We start from the raw sequence: 18,509 nt of genomic DNA, 5'->3' as shown, positions 1-18,509 counted from the left end.
GCTCAGTGGCTCCTCACGTGGATGACGTGCACGGGCTCGGAGTCGGGACCGAGCCGGACGAAGTTGTCGGCGCGCCACTGCCACGTCTGGTTGGTGATGTGGTCGTGGGCGTCGAAGGTCGACCAGGTCGCCATACCCAAGGCCTCGAGGTCGAGTCGGACCCACGTCTCGCGGGTCGCGTGCGGGTCGAGGTTGGCGATGACGAGGACCGTGTCACGGACACCGTCGACGACCCGGGTCTTGGAGAACACGAGGAAGTTGTCGTCGTCGGCGCGGTGGAACGTGAGGTTGCGCAGCCAGTGCAGGGCCGGGTGCCAACCGCGGATGTCGTTGAGCCGCTTGAGGTACCACGCGAGCGACCGGCTCTCGAGGGGACCGCCCGGCTCGTAGAGGAACCACTTGCGGTCCTTGTACTCGTACTTCTCGTTGTCGGCCTGCTCTTCGGCGCCCGGGCGCGCCACGTGCTCCATGAGCTCGTAGCCGGTGTAGATGCCGTAGGTCGGGGACATCGTCGCCGCGATCGCGGCACGCAGCTTCCACGCCGTCGGGCCGCCGTACTGCATGTAGGGCGTGAGGATGTCGTGCGTCGTCGGCCAGAACGACGGGCGCATGTATGCCGCTCCCTCGCCGGCGAGCTCGCGGCCGTACTCCTCGAGCTCGTACCGGCTGTTGCGCCAGGCGTAGTAGGTGTAGCTCTGCTGGAAGCCGGCCTTGGCGAGGGCGTGCATCATCGCGGGTTTCGTGAAGGCCTCCGAGAGCCAGATCGTCTCGGGGTACCGGATCGCGACATCGGCGATCAGCCACTGCCAGAAGGCGACCGGCTTCGTGTGCGGGTTGTCGACGCGGAAGGCCCGGACGCCGTGGTCGAGCCAGACCTGGATGACCCGCCGGACCTCGGCATAGGCCAGGGCCGGGTCGTTGTCGAAGTTGAGCGGGTAGATGTCCTGGTACTTCTTCGGCGGGTTCTCGGCGTAGGCGATCGAGCCGTCGGCTCGCGTCGTGAAGAGCGAGGGATGGGTCTGCACCCACGGATGGTCGGGGGAGGCCTGCAGGGCGATGTCGAGGGCGACCTCCATCCCGAGCCGCTTCGTCTCGGCGACGAAGGCGTCGAAGTCCTCGAACGTGCCGAGGTCGGGGTGGATCGCATCGTGGCCGCCGTCGGGCGAGCCGATGGCGTAAGGGGATCCGGGGTCGCCCGGCTGCGCCGTGAGGGTGTTGTTGCGCCCCTTGCGGGCGGTCGTGCCGATCGGGTGGATCGGCGTGAGGTAGACGACGTCGAAGCCCATGGCGGCGATGGCGGGCAGGCGCTCCATCGCGGTGCGGAACGTCCCGGACACCCACGTCCCGGTCTTCTCGTCGAGGTGGGCGCCCTCGGACCGCGGGAAGATCTCGTACCACGCGCCGTAGAGCGCGCGCTCGCGCTCGACGAGGAGGCTGTAGGCCGGGCTGGGGGAGACGAACTCGCGGAGCGGGACGAGCGCGGCGAGGCCCCGGATCTCGGGGGAGCTGGCCGACCCGAACCGGTGGGCCGCCGGCCTGCTCGTGTCCTCGAGCGCGGCGACGCCCTTGTCGATCTCGGACGCGTCGGTCCCCTGGCCGCGCACCGCCTCCGCGAACCGGCGCAGGAGCGTGACGCCCTCGGCGCACATCAGCTCCTCGTCGACGCCGGCGCCGATCTTGATCTCGGCGTCGTGGAGCCACGTCGCGTAGGGGTCGGACCAGCCCTCGACCCGGTAGGTCCACCAGCCGGGACGGTCGGCGACGACGGTGGTGCTCCACTCGCTGAGGCCGGGGTTGTCGCTGTGCATCGCGAAGTAGTGGTCGCGCCCGTCGGGGTCGGTGAGCACGGCCGTCGCGTTGACGGCGTCGTGCCCCTCCCGGAAGACCTTGGCCCGGACGACGAACACCTCGCCGACGACCGACTTCGCCGGTCGCGTGCCCCCGTCGACGAGGGGCCGGACGTCGCTCACCGGGATGCGTCCGATGGGGGCCGCGCCACCCGGCATACCGGCGACGGTGGGAGCGATGCTGATGACCTGGGCTGGAGCGAGGTGCATGGCGCCGGCCTCCGTGTCGTCGACGAAGGCGGGCTCGGCGTGCGGTGTGGCGTCGTCGGCACGCCCGTCCGGACTCGCTGCTGGACTCGCTGCTGGACTCGCTGCTGGACCCCCGGCTGGACTCGGCGACGGCTTCGGAGCGGGTTGTGGCGCGCGCTTGCCTCCCGCCGGGCGGGGGCTGGTGACCTCGGGGGTCGGGGTGGACACGGGCTTGGGGGTGCGGGGGGCCGCAGGTGAGCCAGTCACGCACCGACCGTATCGAAAAGGGATCCCCTGCACGAGAGACCACGGCGACTCGTCCACTTCGTGAAAAGTGCCTGCAAGGCCTGCAAGAAACCGTCATGGAGACCCTTATGCTGTCCTCTCGTGAAGGCAATCCGTCGGTTCAGTGTCCGCACCGTCCTCCCGGCCCGCATCGAGGGTCTCGGGGTCCTCGCCAGCAACCTGCGCTGGTCGTGGCACCCGCCTACCCGCGACCTGTTCGAGAGCATCGACCCGCGCAAGTGGGCCGACGCCAACGAGGACCCGGTCAAGCTCCTCTCCCGGCTCTCGACCGACGAGCTCGCAGCGCTCGCGGCCGACGACGGGTTCGTCTCCCGGGTCTCTGCCGCCAAGGACGACCTGGACCACTACCTCACGCACGAGCGCTGGTACCAGCGCTGGAGCCGCGAGGAGGCGGCCGCAGGGCGCGTCGCTCCGGCCGCCATCGCCTACTTCAGCCCCGAGTTCGGCATCACGGCCGTCCTGCCGCAGTACTCCGGCGGCCTCGGCATCCTCGCGGGCGACCACCTCAAGACCGCGTCCGACCTCGGCGTGCCGATCGTCGGCGTCGGCCTCTTCTACAAGACCGGCTACTTCAAGCAGGCCCTGAGCCGTGACGGCTGGCAGCTCGAGACCTACCCCGTGCTCGACCCCGACGGGCTCCCGCTCTCGCTCCTGCGCGAGGAGGACGGCAGCCCCGCTGTCGTCTCGGTCGGCCTGCCGGCCGGACGGGTCCTGCACGCCCACGTCTGGAAGGCTCAGGTCGGCCGGGTGCCGCTCCTGCTGCTCGACTCCGACGTGCCGGGCAACGACGAGGAGACCCGCGCGGTCACGGAGTCGCTCTACGGCGGCGGGGGCGACACCCGCCTCGAGCAGGAGCTCCTCCTCGGCGTCGGGGGCGTGCGCGCGCTCCGACTCTGGTCGCGGCTCACGGGTGCCCCGGCGCCGGAGGTCTACCACACCAACGAGGGCCACGCCGGGTTCCTCGGCGTCGAGCGCATCGCCGAGCTCGTCCGTGACCATGGCCTGGCCTTCGACGAGGCCCTCGAGGCCGTCCGCTCCGCGACGGTCTTCACGACCCACACGCCGGTGCCCGCCGGCATCGACCGGTTCGACGCGGCCAAGATCAACCAGTTCTTCGGCGGCTCGAGCTCGGTCCCCGGGGTCCCGGTCGAGCGGCTCCTCGCCCTCGGCGCCGAGGACTACGAGGGTGGCCAGCCGGGCATCTTCAACATGGCCGTCATGGGCCTGCGTCTCGCGCAGCGGGCCAACGGCGTGTCCGAGCTGCACGGCGTCGTGAGCCGCGGCATGTTCGACGGCCTGTGGCCGGGCTTCGACGACGTCGAGGTGCCGATCACGAGCATCACCAACGGCGTCCACGCGCCGACCTGGGTCGACCGCGAGGTCTACGAGGTCGCCCGTCGCCACCTCGGCACCGCCGACATCGCCGGCCACGACCTGTGGGACCGCATCGACGAGGTGCCGGCCGAGGCGATCTGGCAGACCAAGCGCGCCATGCGCACCAAGCTCGTCCAGGACGCGCGCCGGCGGGTCCGTTCGTCGTGGCTCAAGCGCGGGGCGGCCGCCGCGGAGCTCGGCTGGGTCGACTCGGTGCTCGACCCCGACGTGCTCACCATCGGCTTCGCCCGCCGCGTCCCGACCTACAAGCGCCTCACGCTCATGCTGAGCGACAAGGCCCGCCTCAAGCGCCTCCTGCTCGACCCGGAGCGCCCGGTCCAGCTCGTCATCGCCGGCAAGTCGCACCCCGCCGACGAGACGGGCAAGCGCCTCATCCAGGAGATGGTCCAGTTCGCCGACGACCCGGAGGTCCGCCACCGCATCGTCTTCCTGCCCAACTACGACATCGCCATGGCGCAGCACCTCTACCCGGGCTGCGACGTCTGGCTCAACAACCCGCTCCGTCCCTTCGAGGCGTGCGGCACGTCGGGCATGAAGGCCGCCCTCAACGGTGGCCTCAACCTCTCGATCCTCGACGGCTGGTGGGACGAGTGGTTCGACGGCCACAACGGCTGGGCCATCCCGACGGCCGACGGCGTCGAGGACCCCGACCGGCGCGACGACATCGAGGCGGCGGCCCTCTACGACCTCATCGAGAACACCGTGGCGCGCCAGTTCTACGACCGTGACGCCGACGGCCTACCGCGCGGGTGGATCTCGATGATGACGCACACGCTGAAGACGCTGGGCCCGAAGGTCCTCGCGAGCCGGATGGTCGAGGACTACACGACCCGGCTCTACGGCCCGGCCGCATGCGCGGGTCGCGCTCTCAACGGCCCCGAGTTCAAGGGCGCCAAGGACCTCGCGGCCTACAAGGCGCGGGTCCGCGCGGCGTGGCCCCGGGTCCGGGTCGACCACGTCGAGCCGTCCGGGGTCTCCGACTCGCCGCAGGTCGGCGACCGGCTCCACGTCCGCGCCTACGTCGACCTCGGCGGCCTCAGCCCCGACGAGGTCACCGTCCAGCTCATCCACGGCCGGGTCTCCGACGGAGACGACCTGCGCGAGATGGAGACGGCGCCGCTCGAGCTCGTCGAGGGCTACGACGGCGGCCGCTTCCAGTTCGCGGGAGAGCAGGAGCTGACCCGCACGGGCTCGTTCGGCTACAGCGTCCGCGTCGTGCCGCGCCACCCGGCCCTCGCGACCGAGGCCGAGCTCGGACTCGCTCGCAACGCCTGACCGCAGCACATCGGAGCGGCGTCACCCTCAGGGGTGGCGCCGCTCCGGCGTCTCGGGCCCGTGACGGGCCGCCGTCACATGCCGGCGACGGCCCGCCACACGCGCATGGAGGCCGGGCCCATCGTGACGGCCGTGCCGGCGTTCGCGGACTCGCCCCGGGGGGCGGGCTTCTCGTCGGTGCTGTCCCAGAGCAGCTCGTATGCCGCCGGGCCGGCTTCCACGGGCAGCCTGACCTCGGCGGGGTGCGCCGCGCCGTTGACGCTGATGAGGACGGACTGTTGGTCGATCGACGTGCCGTTGTAGAAGGCCTGCAGGACATGTGTCCCGGGAGCGTCCCACCGGTGGTCCATCGGGCCCCCGTCGGCGGCGAACCAGGCGAGGTCGGTCGTGCCGTCGGGGTTGCCCGGGCGGCCGGTGAAGAACGGCCGCTGCCGCAGCACCGGGTGGTCGCGACGCAGCCGGGCGAGGTGCTGGGTCGTCTCGAGGAGGTCGACCTGCCAGGGTTCGAGGTCCCACGAGAACCACGAGGTCTCGTTGTCCTGGCAGTAGGCGTTGTTGTTGCCGCGCTGGCTCCGCCCGAGCTCGTCGCCGGCGTTGAGCATCGGCACGCCGGTCGACATCAGGAGCGTCCCGAGGAGGTTGCGCATCGTCCGGCGCCGGGCCGCGAGGATGGCCGGGTCGGTGGTGCGGCCCTCGACGCCGTGGTTCCACGACCGGTTGTCGTTGGTGCCGTCGGCGCCGCCGTGGCCGTTCGGCCCGTTGTGCTTGACGTTGTACGCCGTGAGGTCGGCGAGGGTGAACCCGTCGTGGGCAGTGACGAAGTTGATCGAGGCGATCGTGCCCCGGTCGCGCCGTCCGAAGAGGTCCTGGGAACCCGCGAGCCGCGTCGCGAGGTCGCGCACGCCGTGGCCCGGGATCCCGGAGGTTGACGCGGCTACGTCGCGCAGCCAGAAGGTCCGCAGGGTGTCGCGGTAGCGGTCGTTCCACTCCGAGAACGGCGGGGGGAACTGCCCGGTGCGCCAGCCGTGGATGCCGACGTCCCACGGCTCGGCGATGAGCTTGACCCGCGAGAGAACCGGGTCGGTGCGCAGGCTGACGAGGAAGGGGTGGGTCGTGTCGAAGTTGTCGTCGCGTCCCCGGGCGAGCGCGACGGCGAGGTCGAAGCGGAACCCGTCGACGTGGCACTCCTGGACCCAGTAGCGCAGCGAGTCGAGCACCATCCGGGCGACGACCGGGTGCGTCAGGTCCATCGTGTTGCCGCACCCGGTGACGTCGATGTCGTGGCCGCGGTCGTCGATCCGGTAGTAGGCCCGGTTGTCGAGCCCGCGCCACGAGAGCGTCTGCCCCTCCTGGGACTGCTCGGCGGTGTGGTTGTAGACGACGTCGAGGATGACCTCGATGCCGGCGGCGTGGAGGAGCTTGACCATGCCCTTGAACTCGTCGAGCGCGGCCTGCGGGTCGCTCGCCGAGGCGTAGGGCGCGTGCGGCGCGAAGAAGCCGAGCGTGTTGTAGCCCCAGTGGTTGACGAGGCCGCGCACGACGAGGTCGGGCTCGTGGCTGAACGTGTGGACCGGCAGCAGCTTGACCGCCGTCACACCCAGCCCGAGCAGGTGCTCGACGAACGCGGGATGGGCGAGGCCGGCATACGTCCCGCGCAGCTCCTCGGGGACCCCGGGGTGCAGCGCCGTGGCGTTCTTGACGTGGACCTCGTAGATGAGCGACTGCGTCAGCGAGCGGCGGGGCGGACGGTCGTCTCCCCAGTCGAAGGCGTCGTCGACGATGACGCCGCGCGGGACGTAGGCCGCGGAGTCGCGGTCGTCGCGGATCGTCACGTCGCCCGTGAGGTCGGCGCCGACGTGGTGGCCGTAGAGGGCCGGGTGGAGCGTGACGCCGCCCTCGACGGCCCGGGCATACGGGTCGAGGAGCAGCTTGGCGGGGTTGTGCCGCTCGGCGCGGTAGGGCGTCCACGGCCCGTCGACGCGGTAGCCGTAGCGCTGGCCGAGGCCGACCCCCGGCACGGTGTCGAACCACGTCCCGTGTGCCCGGTGGCGCAGCGGGAGGCGCCGCTCGGTCTCGCGGCCGTCAGGCCCGGTCTCGAAGAGGCAGACCTCGACCGATGTCGCGTGCCCGGCATAGACGCAGAACTGTGCGCCCTCCGGCGTCAGCCGCACCCCGAGCTCGGGGGGCAGGTCCGGCGTCGTCGGATCCGGGGTGGTCAGGGGCGGGCACATGCCCCTCAGCGTAGGGGGACCGGGGACGACACGCCGGGCGGTCTCGGGGCCCCCGGCTCGTGGCGGCGGGGTCACGAGCGACCTCGCGTCGGGGAGTCCGACCTGTTGGCCGACACGAGGTGACGCGAGCCGACCGCGGTCGTTACGGTGGGGCGCATGACGGATCCGACCTCGCTTCCCAACTTCCAGCCGCACGCGCCGGCGGCCACCCCCAACGGCGCCCCCCTGAGCGACACCCCCGTTCGCGACCGCATCGTCGACGAGCTCGCCAAGCTCGGGATCTCCGCCTCGGTCGACGCCGACGGCGACGTGGAGTTCGCGATTGTCGACAACGAGGGCACGAGCACGACCCTCTTCGCCCGGGTCGCGGAGGGCGACCTCGCCCTCGTCCGGTTCTTCGGCCAGTGGCAGCTCTCGGAGCCGGTCTCGCCCGACCGCAACGACCGCCTGGCCCGCTGCAACGACATGACGATGCAGCTCAACCTCGTCAAGCTGACCCTCGTCCAGGAGAGTCTCGTCGTGTCGGCCGAGCACGTCATCACGCCGCACGCCGACCTCGACATCCTCGTGCCGCTCTCGGTCAACCACATCCTCCAGGGCGTCGGGTTCTTCTTCCAGTCGTGGCTGCCGATCGACGACAGCGGCGATGGCACCCCGTCGGGCGGCCAGTGATGGGCGAGTTCGTCCGGCTCGAGGTCGAGGACGGCATCGGCACGATCCGCCTCGACCGGCCGAAGATGAACGCCCTCAACGTCCAGGTGCAGGAGGAGATCCGGGACGCCGCGCTCGAGGCGGGCTCCCGTGAGGACGTCAAGGCGGTCATCGTCTACGGCGGCGAGCGGGTCTTCGCAGCCGGCGCCGACATCAAGGAGATGCAGGCGATGTCCTACACGGACATGGTCGACCGCTCCGGCCCGCTCAGCTCCTCGATCAGTGCCGTGGCCCGCATCCCCAAGCCGGTCATCGCCGCCATCACCGGCTATGCGCTCGGCGGTGGGTGCGAGCTCGCCCTCGCGTGCGACTTCCGGGTCGTGGCCGACGACGCCAAGCTGGGTCAGCCCGAGATCCTCCTCGGCATCATCCCGGGCGCCGGTGGCACCCAGCGCCTCTCGCGCCTCGTCGGCTCGTCGCGCGCCAAGGAGATCATCTTCAGCGGCCGCTTCGTCGACGCCCAGGAGGCGCTCGCCATCGGTCTCGCCGACCGCGTCGTGCCTGCCGCCGACGTCTACGCGACCGCTCGCGAGTGGGCGGGCACCTACGTCGGGGCCGCGTCGTATGCCGTCCGCGCCGCCAAGGAGGCCATCGACCGTGGTCTCGAGGTCGATCTCGAGACCGGCCTCGAGATCGAGCGGATGCTCTTCGCCTCGCTCTTCGCGACGAAGGACCGCGAGATCGGGATGACCTCCTTCGTCGAGCAGGGTCCCGGCAAGGCCAGGTTCGAGGGCAGGTGACCTCGGCGCGTCCTGACGCCCCCGGTTCGGAGGGCTCGCGTCCTCTCGCTCCCGACGCGAGCCCTCCGGGTCGGCCCACCCGGTCGTCCGGCCCCCTCGACGTCCTCGTCTTCTACAGCCCGGTCGAGGCGACCGAGACGGTCCTCGCGGCGGTCTTCGCAGCCGGCGCCGGCGCGATCGGCGACTACACCGAGTGCGCCTGGCTGGTCGAGGGGTCGGGCCGGTTCAGGCCCGGGTCCGGTGCCCGGCCGGCGATCGGTCAGGTCGGCGAGCTCGAGGAGCTGCCCGAGCATCGGGTGGAGGTCGTCCTGCCGCGGCACCGTCGCCGTGAGGTCGTGGCCGCCCTGCGTGCGGCGCACCCCTACGAGGAGCCGGCCTTCCACGTCCTCGAGACCGCCGACATCGACCCCGCCTGACGACCCCGCCTGACCGGCCCCCGCCCCGCTACCGCTTCCTCCTCTTCTTCGCCCGGGCGGACTTGTTGTGGTCTCGGGTGCGGTGCCGGCCGGATCTTCTTCGCCGGGGCGGAGTTGTTGTGGTGCTGCGGCGCCCGAGCCGGGTGGTGAGCGTCACGCCGCACGGGTGGTGGGTCAGCCGCCGCCCAGTGCGAAGATGGTCGGCAGTGCCGGGGCGACCTCCGGCAGCTGCGTAGTCAGCTCCACCCCTTACGGAAGAGGACGTTCACCCATGAACATCGTCGTCTGTGTCAAGTACGTGCCGGACGCCCAGGCGGAGCGCACGTTCAACGCATCTGACAACACGACCGACCGCGAGAACGTCGACGGCCTGCTGTCGGAGCTCGACGAGTATGCCGTCGAGGAGGCCCTCAAGCTGGCCGAGGCAGGCGAGGGTGAGGTCACCGTCCTCACCGTCGGCCCCGACTCCGCCGCGGACGCGATCAAGAAGGCGCTGCAGATGGGTGCCGACAAGGGTGTCCACGTCAACGACGCCGCCATCCACGGCTCCGATGCCGTCGCGACCTCGCTCGTCCTCGCCGAGGCCATCAAGAAGATCGGCTCGGTCGACCTCGTCATCACGGGCATGGCCTCGACGGACGGCACGATGGGTGTCGTCCCGGCGATGCTCGCCGAGCGCCTCGGCCTGCCCGCCGTGACCTATGCCTCCGAGCTCACCGTCGACGGCGGCGTCGCGACGATCCGCCGCGACGGTGACGCGTCGACCCAGACGATCACGGCGACGCTGCCGGCGCTGGTCTCGGTCACCGACCAGATCAACGAGCCGCGCTACCCGTCCTTCAAGGGCATCATGGCCGCGAAGAAGAAGCCGGTCGACACGTGGTCCCTCGCCGACCTTGGGGTCGACGCGTCGCAGGTCGGCCTCGACGCCGCCTGGACCCGGGTCGAGTCCTTCGCCGCCCGCCCGCCGCGCTCGCAGGGGCAGATCGTCACCGACGAGGGCGACGGCGGCCAGAAGCTCGCCGCCTTCCTGTCCGAGCGCAAGTTCGTCTGACCTCAGCAGCCAGCAAAGGAGATCCACACCATGGCTGAAGTTCTCGTCCTCGTCGACCACGTCGACGGCAAGGTCCGCAAGACCACCGCCGAGCTGCTGACGATCGCCCGCCGCATCGGCGAGCCGTCCGCGGTCTTCATCGGCGACGGCTTCGACGCGGCCAAGGAGTCGCTCGCGAAGTTCGGCGCCGAGAAGGTCTACCGCGTCGAGTCGCCCGACGTCCTCGCCCACCTCGTCGTCCCGCAGGCCGAGGTGCTCGCCCTGCTCGTCGCCGAGAAGGCTCCCGCGGCCCTCCTCGTGTCCGCCTCCCCGGAGGGCAAGGAGATCGCCGCCCGCCTCGCGATCAAGACCGAGTCGGGCCTCATCACCGACGCCGTCGACGTGCAGGCTGGAGCGGCTGGCGGCGTCGCGACGACCCAGTCCGTCTTCGCCGGCTCGTACACCGTCACGGCCACCGTCACCAAGGGCACGCCGATCGTCGCCGTCAAGCCCAACTCGGCGACGCCCGAGGAGGTCGCCGGCGCGGCCGCCGACGAGGTCGTCGCCTACACCCCGTCCGACGCGGCGAAGGGCGCGACGATCACGGAGTCCAAGCCGAAGGAGGCCACCGGCCGTCCTGAGCTGACCGAGGCGGCGATCGTCGTCTCCGGCGGCCGTGGCACCGGCGGTGACTTCTCCAAGGTCGAGGAGTTCGCCGACTCGCTCGGGGCCGCTGTCGGCGCCTCGCGAGCCGCCGTCGACGCCGGCTGGTACCCCCACGCCTCCCAGGTCGGCCAGACCGGCAAGCAGGTCTCGCCGCAGCTCTACGTCGCGTGCGGCATCTCCGGCGCGATCCAGCACCGGGCCGGCATGCAGACGTCCAAGACGATCGTCGCCGTCAACAAGGACAACGAGGCGCCGATCTTCGAGCTCGTCGACTTCGGCGTCGTCGGTGACCTCTTCGCCGTCCTCCCGCAGGCGACCGAGGCGATCAACGCCGCCAAGGGCTGACCCGCACCCGTCGAGGGCCACGGACCGAGCGGTCCGTGGCCCTTCGCGTGTCCGCACCCGCACGCGGGCACCGTGCCGTATGCCGTCCGGCCGGCTTCGACGTCACGTCACGCGAGGTCGGTCGCCCCTCAGTCCGGGACGGAGTCCGCGTCGGGAACGGTCCCCGTCTCGGAGGGAGCCTCGGCCGTCGTGCGCCCGGGCGCTGCGGCTCGGAGCCAGGAGCGCACCGTCTCCCGGTTGAAGGCGTAGTGGCCGGAACCGATGCCGAAGGTCCACCAGGGCGCGTGCAGGCTCTCGGCCGGCAGGCGCATCTTCCGGCGTTGCGGCGTCAGCCACTCGACCCGCCCGGAGTCGGCGACCCGCCGGACGGAAGTCACCGGCACCCGGGTCGAGGCGATGGTGTTGCGGACCCGCAGCCGGTCGGCGACGAGCTCGACCCGAGCCGACCAGGCGCGGAAGGCGAGCACGAGCGCGACACCGAGGCACACGGCATACGTGATCGTCGCGGGCAGGGTGGTGAGCCGCAGGAGCAGCCGCGCGACGAAGTAGCCGAGCACCGGGTTGGCGATCGCCGCGATCGCGCGGTGGGCGCTGGGGGCACGTACGGTCTGGTCCCGACGGCTCATGAGTCCGATGATAGGTCGGGCGTCCAGCCCTGAGCAGGACCGGGCGACGCCCGTCCGGTCCGGGGCACCGGCGCCCGCAGCCTAGAATCGCTGGGTGACTGCCTACCTCGACCACGCGGCGACGACGCCCATGCTGCCCGAGGCCCTCGCCGCGATGACCGAGCAGCTCGCCGTCGTCGGCAACCCCTCGTCGCTGCACCGCACCGGCCGTGCGGCCCGCCGGGCGGTCGAGGAGTCCCGCGAGAAGATCGCGAAGGCGCTCGGGGCCCGCCCGTCCGAGGTGATCTTCACCTCCGGCGGCACCGAGGCCGACAACCTCGCCTGCAAGGGAACCTTCTGGGCCCGGCGCGACGCCGACCCGGCTCGGGTGCGACTCCTCGTCGGGGCGACCGAGCACCACGCCGTCCTCGACTGCGTCGAGTTCCTCGTCAAGCACGAGGGCGCCACGGTCACGTGGCTCGAGTGCACGCCCGAGGGGGTCGTCGAGCCCGCGACGGTCCGCGCGGCGATCGAGCAGGACCCCGACTCGGTCGCCCTCGTCTCGGTCATGTGGGCCAACAACGAGGTCGGCACGATCCAGGACGTCGCCGCCATCGCGGAGGTGGCCCACGAGTACGGCGTGCCGTTCCACACCGATGCGGTGCAGGCGGCCGGACACCTGCCCGTCGACTTCGCGGCGAGCGGGGCCGACCTCATGTCCGTGACGGCCCACAAGCTGGGAGGCCCGATCGGTGTCGGTGCGCTCGTCGCCCGCCGCGACGCCCGCCTCGTCCCGCTCAGCCACGGCGGCGGCCAGGAGCGGCAGGTCCGGTCCGGGACGCTCGACACGCCGGCCATCGTCGGCTTCGCCACGGCCCTCGTCGCCTCGGTCGCGAGCCTCGAGGAGGAGTCGGCGCGCGTCGCCGCCCTGCGTGACGACCTCATCGAGCGCGCTCTCGAGATCGCCCCCGACATCCGCCCGACCGGCCCGTGGGAGCGTGGAGAAACCACGCGCCGCCTGCCCGGCAACGCCCACCTGCTCGTGCCGGGCTGCGACGGCGACTCCCTGCTCTACCTGCTCGATGCCGCCGGCGTCTCGTGCTCGACCGGGTCCGCCTGCCAGGCCGGCGTACCGCAGCCGAGCCACGTCCTGCTCGCCATGGGCATCTCCGAGACCGACGCGCGCGGCGCCCTGCGGCTCACCCTCGGTCACACGTCGACGCAGGACGACGTCGACGCCGTGATCGAGGCTCTTCCCGCCGCGATCGACCGGGCTCGGCGGGCTCGGGAGGCGACCGCGTCATGAGGGTCGTCGCCGCGATGAGCGGGGGCGTCGACTCGGCCGTCGCCGCCGCGCGGATGCTCGACGCGGGTCACGACGTCGTCGGCGTGCACCTCGCCCTCAGCCAGAGCGCCGCGACGTTGCGCGAGTCGGCCCGCGGGTGCTGCACGATCGAGGACGCGGGTGACGCTCGGCGGGTCGCCGACGTCCTCGGCATCCCCTTCTACGTCTGGGACATGGCCGAGCGGTTCAAGCGGGACGTCGTCGACGACTTCACCCGCGAGTACGCCGCGGGACGCACGCCCAACCCGTGCCTGCGCTGCAACGAGAAGATCAAGTTCGCGGCGCTGCTCGACAAGGCGGTCGCCCTCGGCTTCGACGCCGTCGCCACCGGCCACTACGCCCAGGTCGTCGAGACCGCGGACGGCCGCCGCGAGCTGCACCGAGCGGTCGACGCCGCCAAGGACCAGTCCTACGTCCTCGGGGTCCTCACGGCCGAGCAGCTGAGCCGGTCCTTCTTCCCGCTCGGCGACACGGTCAAGCCACGGGTGCGCGAAGAGGCCGCCGAGCGCGGGTTCTACGTCGCGAAGAAGCCCGACAGCCACGACATCTGCTTCATCCAGGACGGCGACACGCGTGGCTGGCTGACGCGCGCGCTCGGGGCGGCGCCGGGGGAGATCGTCGACACGGACGGGACGGTCGTGGGGTCGCACGAGGGCGCGTTCGCGTACACCGTGGGCCAGCGCCGTGGCCTCGGGCTCTCGCGACCGGCCGCCGACGGTGAGCCGCGCTACGTCGTCGAGGTGCGCCCCGAGGCCAACCAGGTCGTCGTCGGCACGGCGGACCTCCTCGGGGTCGACGCGATCACGGGCGACCATGCCCGGTGGTGCGGCCCCGCCCCAGAAGGCGTGGTCCGGGTCGGTGCGCAGGTGCGCGCGCACGGCGAGGAGTACCCCGCGACCGCGTGGGCGGACGGCGACACCGTCGAGGTCCGCCTCGAGCGCCGGATCCGCGGCGTCGCGCCGGGCCAGTCCGTCGTCCTCTACGACGGCACGCGCGTCGTCGGGTCGGCGACGATCTCGGCAGCGCGCCTCGAGCGGTCCGCCTGACCGTCCCGTATGCCGCCGGGCCGGGTCAGTCCAGCGCGCGAGTCCACGTGACGGTCCGTGCGGTCGGCCGGAAGCCGAGCGACCGGTAGAGCCGTTGCGGGCCGGGGTAGCCGTCGTCGCCGCGGGGCGTCACCTGCGCGGTCCGGGCGCCGAGGTCGCGCAGCCGGTGCAGCGCCGCGAGGGTGACAGCCCCGGCGAGGCCCCGCCCGCGGTGCTCCGGGATGCAGCCGACCGGTTCGAGGAGCCCGACTCCGGTGGCGGGATCGAGCCACACGAGTGCCGAGGCGACCATCTGCCCGGACGCGTCGACAGCGACCCAGTCGAGGTCGTGGCGGTAGGGCCACGCCGCCATGAGGGCGGAGTAGACCGCCTCGTCGACCGGGGAGGGGGCGTCGTCCGACCAGGCCGCGGCGTGGCACGCAGCCCGCACGCGTGCCTCGCCGGGCTCGACGTGGCGGAACCGGTAGCCGTCCACGGCTGGCACGTCAGGCAGCTCCGCGAGATCGAGGACGTGGTGCGTGATCCACGGCTCCTCGCGACGAGGCTCGAACCCGGCCCGGTCGAGCGCCGCCTCCATGACGTCGCCCTCCATCGTGATGACGGACTGCCGCTCGGCGTCGCTCCACTCCTCGAACCACAGGGCGACCTCGTCGGCAACCTCGGGGTGCGCGGGGTCGACCTGCACCTCGAGCCAGTCGGGCGCCTCGGCCCAGCCGAAGCCGACGACGGCGGTCCCGTCCCTCCAGAGGGAGATGGCCTCGTCGGGGGCGGTCACGGCGGGATCGACCGGCTGGACGTAGCGGCTCCACGCGAGCTGACCCGGGTGGAAGCGGCTCGTCGGCGTCCAGAGGCGCGATGCCATGAGCTGCATCGCCCGCAGGTCGGCCGGACCGGTGAAGTCGTCGCGTCGCACGCCGTCACGGTAGCCGGACCGTCGAGGCCGGCGTGCGTCCACACCTCACACCTCGCTGTCCGGGGGCGTCAATAGAGTGTGGGAGTGACACACGCAACCGGCATCGGGTCCTGGCCAGGGACCTCTGTCCGCGACACCCTCGCCCAGGTGCGGGAGCTGCTCGAGGCCGACCTGCCCTACCTGCCCGAGCTGCCCGCGCGGGGTCCAGGGGCCGACATGATCGGCCGGACTGCCGGCCTGCTCGTCGAGCTTCCCGTCGACCTCCAGCCCTCCGGGTGGCGCCTCGTCGACCGGCCCGGACAGGATGCCGCGCGGACCGCGGCGTTCCTTCGTGAGGACCTCGACGAGCTCGCCGAGGCCTTCGACGGTCACACCGGACCGCTCAAGCTGCAGGCCGTCGGGCCGTGGACCCTGGCTGCCGAGGTCTGGCTCCCGCGTGGTGAGCGTGCCCTCGCCGACGAGGGCGCCTCCCGAGACCTCGTCGACTCCCTCGCGGAGGGCCTGCGCGCCCACGTCGCGGCCGTGCGGCGGCTCGTCCCCGGCGCCGAGGTCATCGTCCAGGTCGACGAGCCGTCCCTTCCGGCCGTGCTCGCGGGCTCGCTGCCGACCGCCTCCGGCTTCGGCCGGATCCCGCCGCTCGACCCGCAGGTGGCCCTCGCCGGCCTGCGGACGGTCCTGGAGTCGCACGACGGCGAGACCGTGATCCACTGCTGTGCGGCCGACCCACCCATCCCGCTCCTGCGCGACGCCGGCCCCTCCGCGCTGTCCGTCGACACTTCCCTTCTGCGCCCCCGAGGGTGGGAGGGGCTTGCCGTCGCGGTCGAGGACGGCATACGCCTCCATGCGGGTGCCGTGCCGACCGACGGGACGCTGACCCGGGCCCAGGAGGTCGCCGACCGCGTCGGGGACGCCTGGCGCCGCATCGGTATGCCGCTCACCTCCCTCGACGCCATCGTCGTCACCCCGGCCTGCGGGCTGGCGGGGCTCACCCCGCCGATGGCCCGGACCGTCCAGCGCACCGCGGTCGAGGCCGCACAGGAGCTCACCGAGAGGAGCCAGGCATGACCCCCCGCACGCGCGTCCCGTGGCAGGCGAAGTTCGCGTCGCTCGCCCTGATCTGGGGGGCGAGCTTCCTCTTCATGAAGTTCGGGCTCCGCTGGTTCGCGCCGCTCCAGATCGCCACCGCGCGGATCGTGCTCGGGGCCGTCACCGTGCTGCTGCTCCTGCGCTTCACCGGCGGCCGGCTCCCACGCGGACGGCGGGTGTGGCTGCACCTCGTCGTCGTCGCCGTCTTCCTGTGCTCGCTGCCCTTCACCCTCTTCCCGCTGGGGGAGGAGCGGGTGAGCTCGGCTCTCGCCGGGATCGGCAACGCGATCACGCCCATCGCGACGGTCCTCGCGACGATGGCGCTGCTACCCGCGCAGCGGCTGCCCGCGCGCAAGATCGCCGCGATCGTCGTCGGCTTCATGGGCGTCATCGTCATCGCCCAGCCGTGGGACGCCGTGGGCCAGCCCGACCTCGTCGGCTTCGGGATCACCCTCGTCGCGGGCGCCTCCTACGGCATCGGCTGGACGTGGGTGCGCAAGTACCTCTCGCACGCCGACATCGGGGGCCTCGCGCTCCCGGCGGCCCTGCTCACGGTCGCCGCCGCACAGATGACGGTCGTCGTGACCGTCTGGTGGCTCCTGCACCGCGCCGACCACGCCACGCCGTGGTCGGCCCAGCCTGACGCCGTCGGTGCGGCGACCGGGCCGGTGCTCTCGCTGCTCGCCCTCGGCATGCTCGGGACGGGCCTGGCCTACCTCTTCCAGTTCGACGTGTTCCGGGCCGTCGGCCAGCAGGTCGGCTCGCTCGTGACCTACCTGATCCCCATCGTGTCGGTCGTGCTCGGCTACGTCGTGCTCCACGAGCGGCTCGGCCCGTGGCAGTGGGTCGGTTCGGCCGTCGTGCTCACCGCGGCCGTCGTCGTGAGCCGGCCGGCCCGGTTGCCCGAGCCGGCCGCTGAGGACGTCAGAGCGCCGAGCCCTGCTGGAACGCCTGCCAGCTGAGGTTCCAGTCGGCGTAGCCGTTGCCCATGGTCATCGGCCGGTTGGTGCCCGTCGTCTCGACGACGTCACCGATGCGCATGTTGGCCCACACCCAGTCGCCCGTCGGCTCGCTCATGCCGGTGCACCCGTGGCTGACGTTGGAGTGGCCCTGCTGGGCGACCGACCAGGGGGCCGTGTGGAGGAACTCGCCCGAGTTGGTCAGGCGAAGGGCGTACTTGACCGTGGTGTCCGCGTAGTAGTTCGGGTCGTTGGGCTTCAGCCCGATCGTCTCGGCCTTCATCGTGAAGTTGGTGTAGCGCTCCATGATGACCTTGACCCCCGACCGCGTCTCGAAGCCGGGGCGCCCGCCGGTGATGGGGAACGTCTTGACCTTCGAGCCGTTGATGAAGACGTCCATCATGTCCGTCTTGAGGTTGACCTTGGCGATGACGGACCGGCCGATCGTGAAGTCGGACGTGCGCGACATCTGGCCGTACCGGCCGCCGCCGGCGGGGATGCCGTTGAGGTTGGCCGCGACGTGGACCTTGGTGCCCGGCTGCCAGTAGGTCTTGGGCCGCCAGTGCGCCTCGCGCGAGGAGAGCCAGTACCACGAGCCCTCCTGGGCGGGCTCGGACGTGACCTTCATGTGCTTCTCGAAGCTCGCCTTGTCGACGACGGGCAGGTCAAAGGTGACGATGACCGGCATGCCGACGCCGACCGTCGCCCCGTCGCCGGGGGAGACCTTGACGTAGATCTGGTCGTTGAGCGTCAGGGCCGCGGTCCTGAAGGTCCGCTTCGTGGTCGTCTCGGCCCCCGTGGCGTCCTTGCCCGTGAGGGTCAGGGTGTACTTGACGCCGGGCTCGAGCAGGTCGCTCGCCGTCCATGTGCCCGACTCGAGCCAGCCCTCGACCTTGACGGTGTTGCCCTTCTTGCTCACGTAGGACAGCGAGGCGTCCGTCAGCGTGCCCTTCTCGGTGCTCGCCGTGACGCGGGTGTCGACGGCCACGTTGCGGGCCTGGTCGGCGGGGTTGGTGACCCAGGCGATCTGCTCGGTGGCTGGTGTCGGGGTCGCGGAGCCCCCGGCGGTGCCCGCGGTGCTCGAGCTGCCGGTGCGCGCGCCGTCGTCGGCGGTGGCCGAGGAGTTGCAGGCGGACAGGCCGAGCAGGGCCACGATGGCCATGCCCGCGATGACGGTCGAACGACTACCCAGCTTCACGCGTGTGGTCCCCTCAGGATCAGTGCGGCGGGCCTGGTTCGACCCACCGACCAAGTGTCTCCGATCGGGCCCCTTACGCCAAAACGACCCGCGCGTCCAAATCGGACGGCGGACACCTTCGCACACGGCCTTCGTCGGGTGGGCACCGGGCCCACCCGACGGAATACGGCACCAACCTGTCGGGGGCCTGTGAACGGTCTCCG

General features: G+C 71.9%; 15 protein-coding genes. 10 read left to right on the top strand and 5 right to left on the bottom strand.

Features of this window, described 5'->3' with window-relative positions; translation table 11 throughout:
• Positions 1-2 precede the first annotated feature (2 nt).
• Complete coding sequence (locus N865_RS07260; protein ID WP_157557601.1) at positions 3-2,057, bottom strand: alpha-1,4-glucan--maltose-1-phosphate maltosyltransferase; 2,055 nt, start codon at positions 2,055-2,057, stop codon at positions 3-5.
• A gap of 366 nt (positions 2,058-2,423) precedes the next feature.
• Between N865_RS07260 and glgP the strand changes: the two genes are divergently transcribed.
• Entirely contained in the window at positions 2,424-5,012 is a 2,589-nt protein-coding gene (gene glgP / locus N865_RS07255; protein WP_034803484.1) for an alpha-glucan family phosphorylase, read from the top strand.
• Between the two features lie 74 nt (positions 5,013-5,086).
• Here the strand turns inward: glgP and glgX are convergent, their stop codons facing one another.
• Positions 5,087-7,243, bottom strand: coding sequence for a glycogen debranching protein GlgX (gene glgX, locus N865_RS07250; protein ID WP_034803482.1), 2,157 nt, complete (start codon positions 7,241-7,243; stop codon positions 5,087-5,089).
• Positions 7,244-7,399: 156 nt separating this feature from the next.
• Between glgX and N865_RS07245 the strand changes: the two genes are divergently transcribed.
• The 5 genes from N865_RS07245 (at position 7,400) to N865_RS07225 (ending at position 11,154) form a co-directional block, all read left to right on the top strand.
• Positions 7,400-7,915, top strand: a complete 516-nt coding sequence (locus tag N865_RS07245; protein ID WP_034803569.1) for a hypothetical protein — start codon at positions 7,400-7,402, stop codon at positions 7,913-7,915.
• The gene (locus N865_RS07240) at positions 7,915-8,694 is read left to right on the top strand and encodes an enoyl-CoA hydratase/isomerase family protein (RefSeq protein WP_034803480.1); all 780 of its coding nucleotides are present in this window, start codon (positions 7,915-7,917) and stop codon (positions 8,692-8,694) included. Before N865_RS07245 ends, N865_RS07240 begins: the two co-directional genes overlap by 1 nt.
• Positions 8,691-9,110 carry a hypothetical protein gene (locus tag N865_RS07235; RefSeq protein ID WP_245603700.1) on the top strand — a complete coding sequence of 140 codons (420 nt, stop codon included), beginning with the start codon at positions 8,691-8,693 and terminating at the stop codon, positions 9,108-9,110. The genes N865_RS07240 and N865_RS07235 overlap by 4 nt, the downstream gene beginning before the upstream one ends.
• Positions 9,111-9,381: 271 nt before the next feature.
• Entirely contained in the window at positions 9,382-10,164 is a 783-nt protein-coding gene (locus tag N865_RS07230) for an electron transfer flavoprotein subunit beta/FixA family protein (RefSeq protein ID WP_034803479.1), read from the top strand.
• A 30-nt stretch (positions 10,165-10,194) separates the two neighbouring features.
• Positions 10,195-11,154, top strand: coding sequence for an electron transfer flavoprotein subunit alpha/FixB family protein (locus tag N865_RS07225; protein ID WP_034803476.1), 960 nt, complete (start codon positions 10,195-10,197; stop codon positions 11,152-11,154).
• Positions 11,155-11,282: 128 nt separating this feature from the next.
• Here the strand turns inward: N865_RS07225 and N865_RS07220 are convergent, their stop codons facing one another.
• Positions 11,283-11,780, bottom strand: a complete 498-nt coding sequence (locus tag N865_RS07220; RefSeq protein ID WP_211244874.1) for a hypothetical protein — start codon at positions 11,778-11,780, stop codon at positions 11,283-11,285.
• A 94-nt stretch (positions 11,781-11,874) separates the two neighbouring features.
• On the opposite strand from N865_RS07220, the gene N865_RS07215 reads away from it, so the two are divergent.
• Together N865_RS07215 and mnmA are read left to right on the top strand one after the other, a co-directional pair.
• The gene (locus N865_RS07215) at positions 11,875-13,065 is read left to right on the top strand and encodes a cysteine desulfurase family protein (protein ID WP_034803474.1); all 1,191 of its coding nucleotides are present in this window, start codon (positions 11,875-11,877) and stop codon (positions 13,063-13,065) included.
• Positions 13,062-14,150: a tRNA 2-thiouridine(34) synthase MnmA gene (gene mnmA / locus N865_RS07210; RefSeq protein ID WP_034803472.1), complete on the top strand. Its 1,089-nt coding sequence runs from the start codon at positions 13,062-13,064 to the stop codon at positions 14,148-14,150. The genes N865_RS07215 and mnmA overlap by 4 nt, the downstream gene beginning before the upstream one ends.
• Before the next feature lie 25 nt (positions 14,151-14,175).
• Here the strand turns inward: mnmA and N865_RS07205 are convergent, their stop codons facing one another.
• Positions 14,176-15,063 (bottom strand): GNAT family N-acetyltransferase, encoded by an 888-nt coding sequence (locus N865_RS07205; RefSeq protein ID WP_245603699.1) that lies wholly within the window; start codon positions 15,061-15,063, stop codon positions 14,176-14,178.
• A gap of 84 nt (positions 15,064-15,147) precedes the next feature.
• Between N865_RS07205 and N865_RS07200 the strand changes: the two genes are divergently transcribed.
• Both N865_RS07200 and N865_RS07195 read left to right on the top strand, forming a co-directional pair.
• Positions 15,148-16,128 (top strand): methionine synthase, encoded by a 981-nt coding sequence (locus tag N865_RS07200; RefSeq protein WP_034803470.1) that lies wholly within the window; start codon positions 15,148-15,150, stop codon positions 16,126-16,128.
• Positions 16,125-17,111, top strand: a complete 987-nt coding sequence (locus tag N865_RS07195) for a DMT family transporter (RefSeq protein WP_034803469.1) — start codon at positions 16,125-16,127, stop codon at positions 17,109-17,111. Before N865_RS07200 ends, N865_RS07195 begins: the two co-directional genes overlap by 4 nt.
• Here N865_RS07195 and N865_RS07190 read toward each other — a convergent pair.
• Positions 17,074-18,306: a L,D-transpeptidase gene (locus N865_RS07190; protein WP_245603698.1), complete on the bottom strand. Its 1,233-nt coding sequence runs from the start codon at positions 18,304-18,306 to the stop codon at positions 17,074-17,076. The genes N865_RS07195 and N865_RS07190 overlap by 38 nt on opposite strands.
• Positions 18,307-18,509 lie beyond the last annotated feature (203 nt).

Origin of the sequence: Intrasporangium oryzae NRRL B-24470, from assembly GCF_000576595.1 — a bacterium.
GTDB lineage: Bacteria > Actinomycetota > Actinomycetes > Actinomycetales > Dermatophilaceae > Intrasporangium_C > Intrasporangium_C oryzae.
The sequence above is the reverse complement of the archived record's forward strand: the minus strand, read 5'-3'. Positions and strand labels throughout refer to the sequence as shown.

Excerpts from the sequence above, each read along its gene's own strand:
- N865_RS07240 (WP_034803480.1), top strand. The coding sequence starts at position 7,915 with ATGGGCGAGTTCGTCCGGCTCGAGGTCGAGGACGGCATCGGCACGATC.
- N865_RS07220 (WP_211244874.1), bottom strand. The coding sequence starts at position 11,780 with ATGAGCCGTCGGGACCAGACCGTACGTGCCCCCAGCGCCCACCGCGCG.
- N865_RS07195 (WP_034803469.1), top strand. The coding sequence starts at position 16,125 with ATGACCCCCCGCACGCGCGTCCCGTGGCAGGCGAAGTTCGCGTCGCTC.
- N865_RS07230 (WP_034803479.1), top strand. The coding sequence starts at position 9,382 with ATGAACATCGTCGTCTGTGTCAAGTACGTGCCGGACGCCCAGGCGGAG.
- N865_RS07260 (WP_157557601.1), bottom strand. The coding sequence starts at position 2,057 with ATGCACCTCGCTCCAGCCCAGGTCATCAGCATCGCTCCCACCGTCGCC.
- mnmA (WP_034803472.1), top strand. The coding sequence starts at position 13,062 with ATGAGGGTCGTCGCCGCGATGAGCGGGGGCGTCGACTCGGCCGTCGCC.
- N865_RS07245 (WP_034803569.1), top strand. The coding sequence starts at position 7,400 with ATGACGGATCCGACCTCGCTTCCCAACTTCCAGCCGCACGCGCCGGCG.
- glgX (WP_034803482.1), bottom strand. The coding sequence starts at position 7,243 with ATGTGCCCGCCCCTGACCACCCCGGATCCGACGACGCCGGACCTGCCC.
- N865_RS07225 (WP_034803476.1), top strand. The coding sequence starts at position 10,195 with ATGGCTGAAGTTCTCGTCCTCGTCGACCACGTCGACGGCAAGGTCCGC.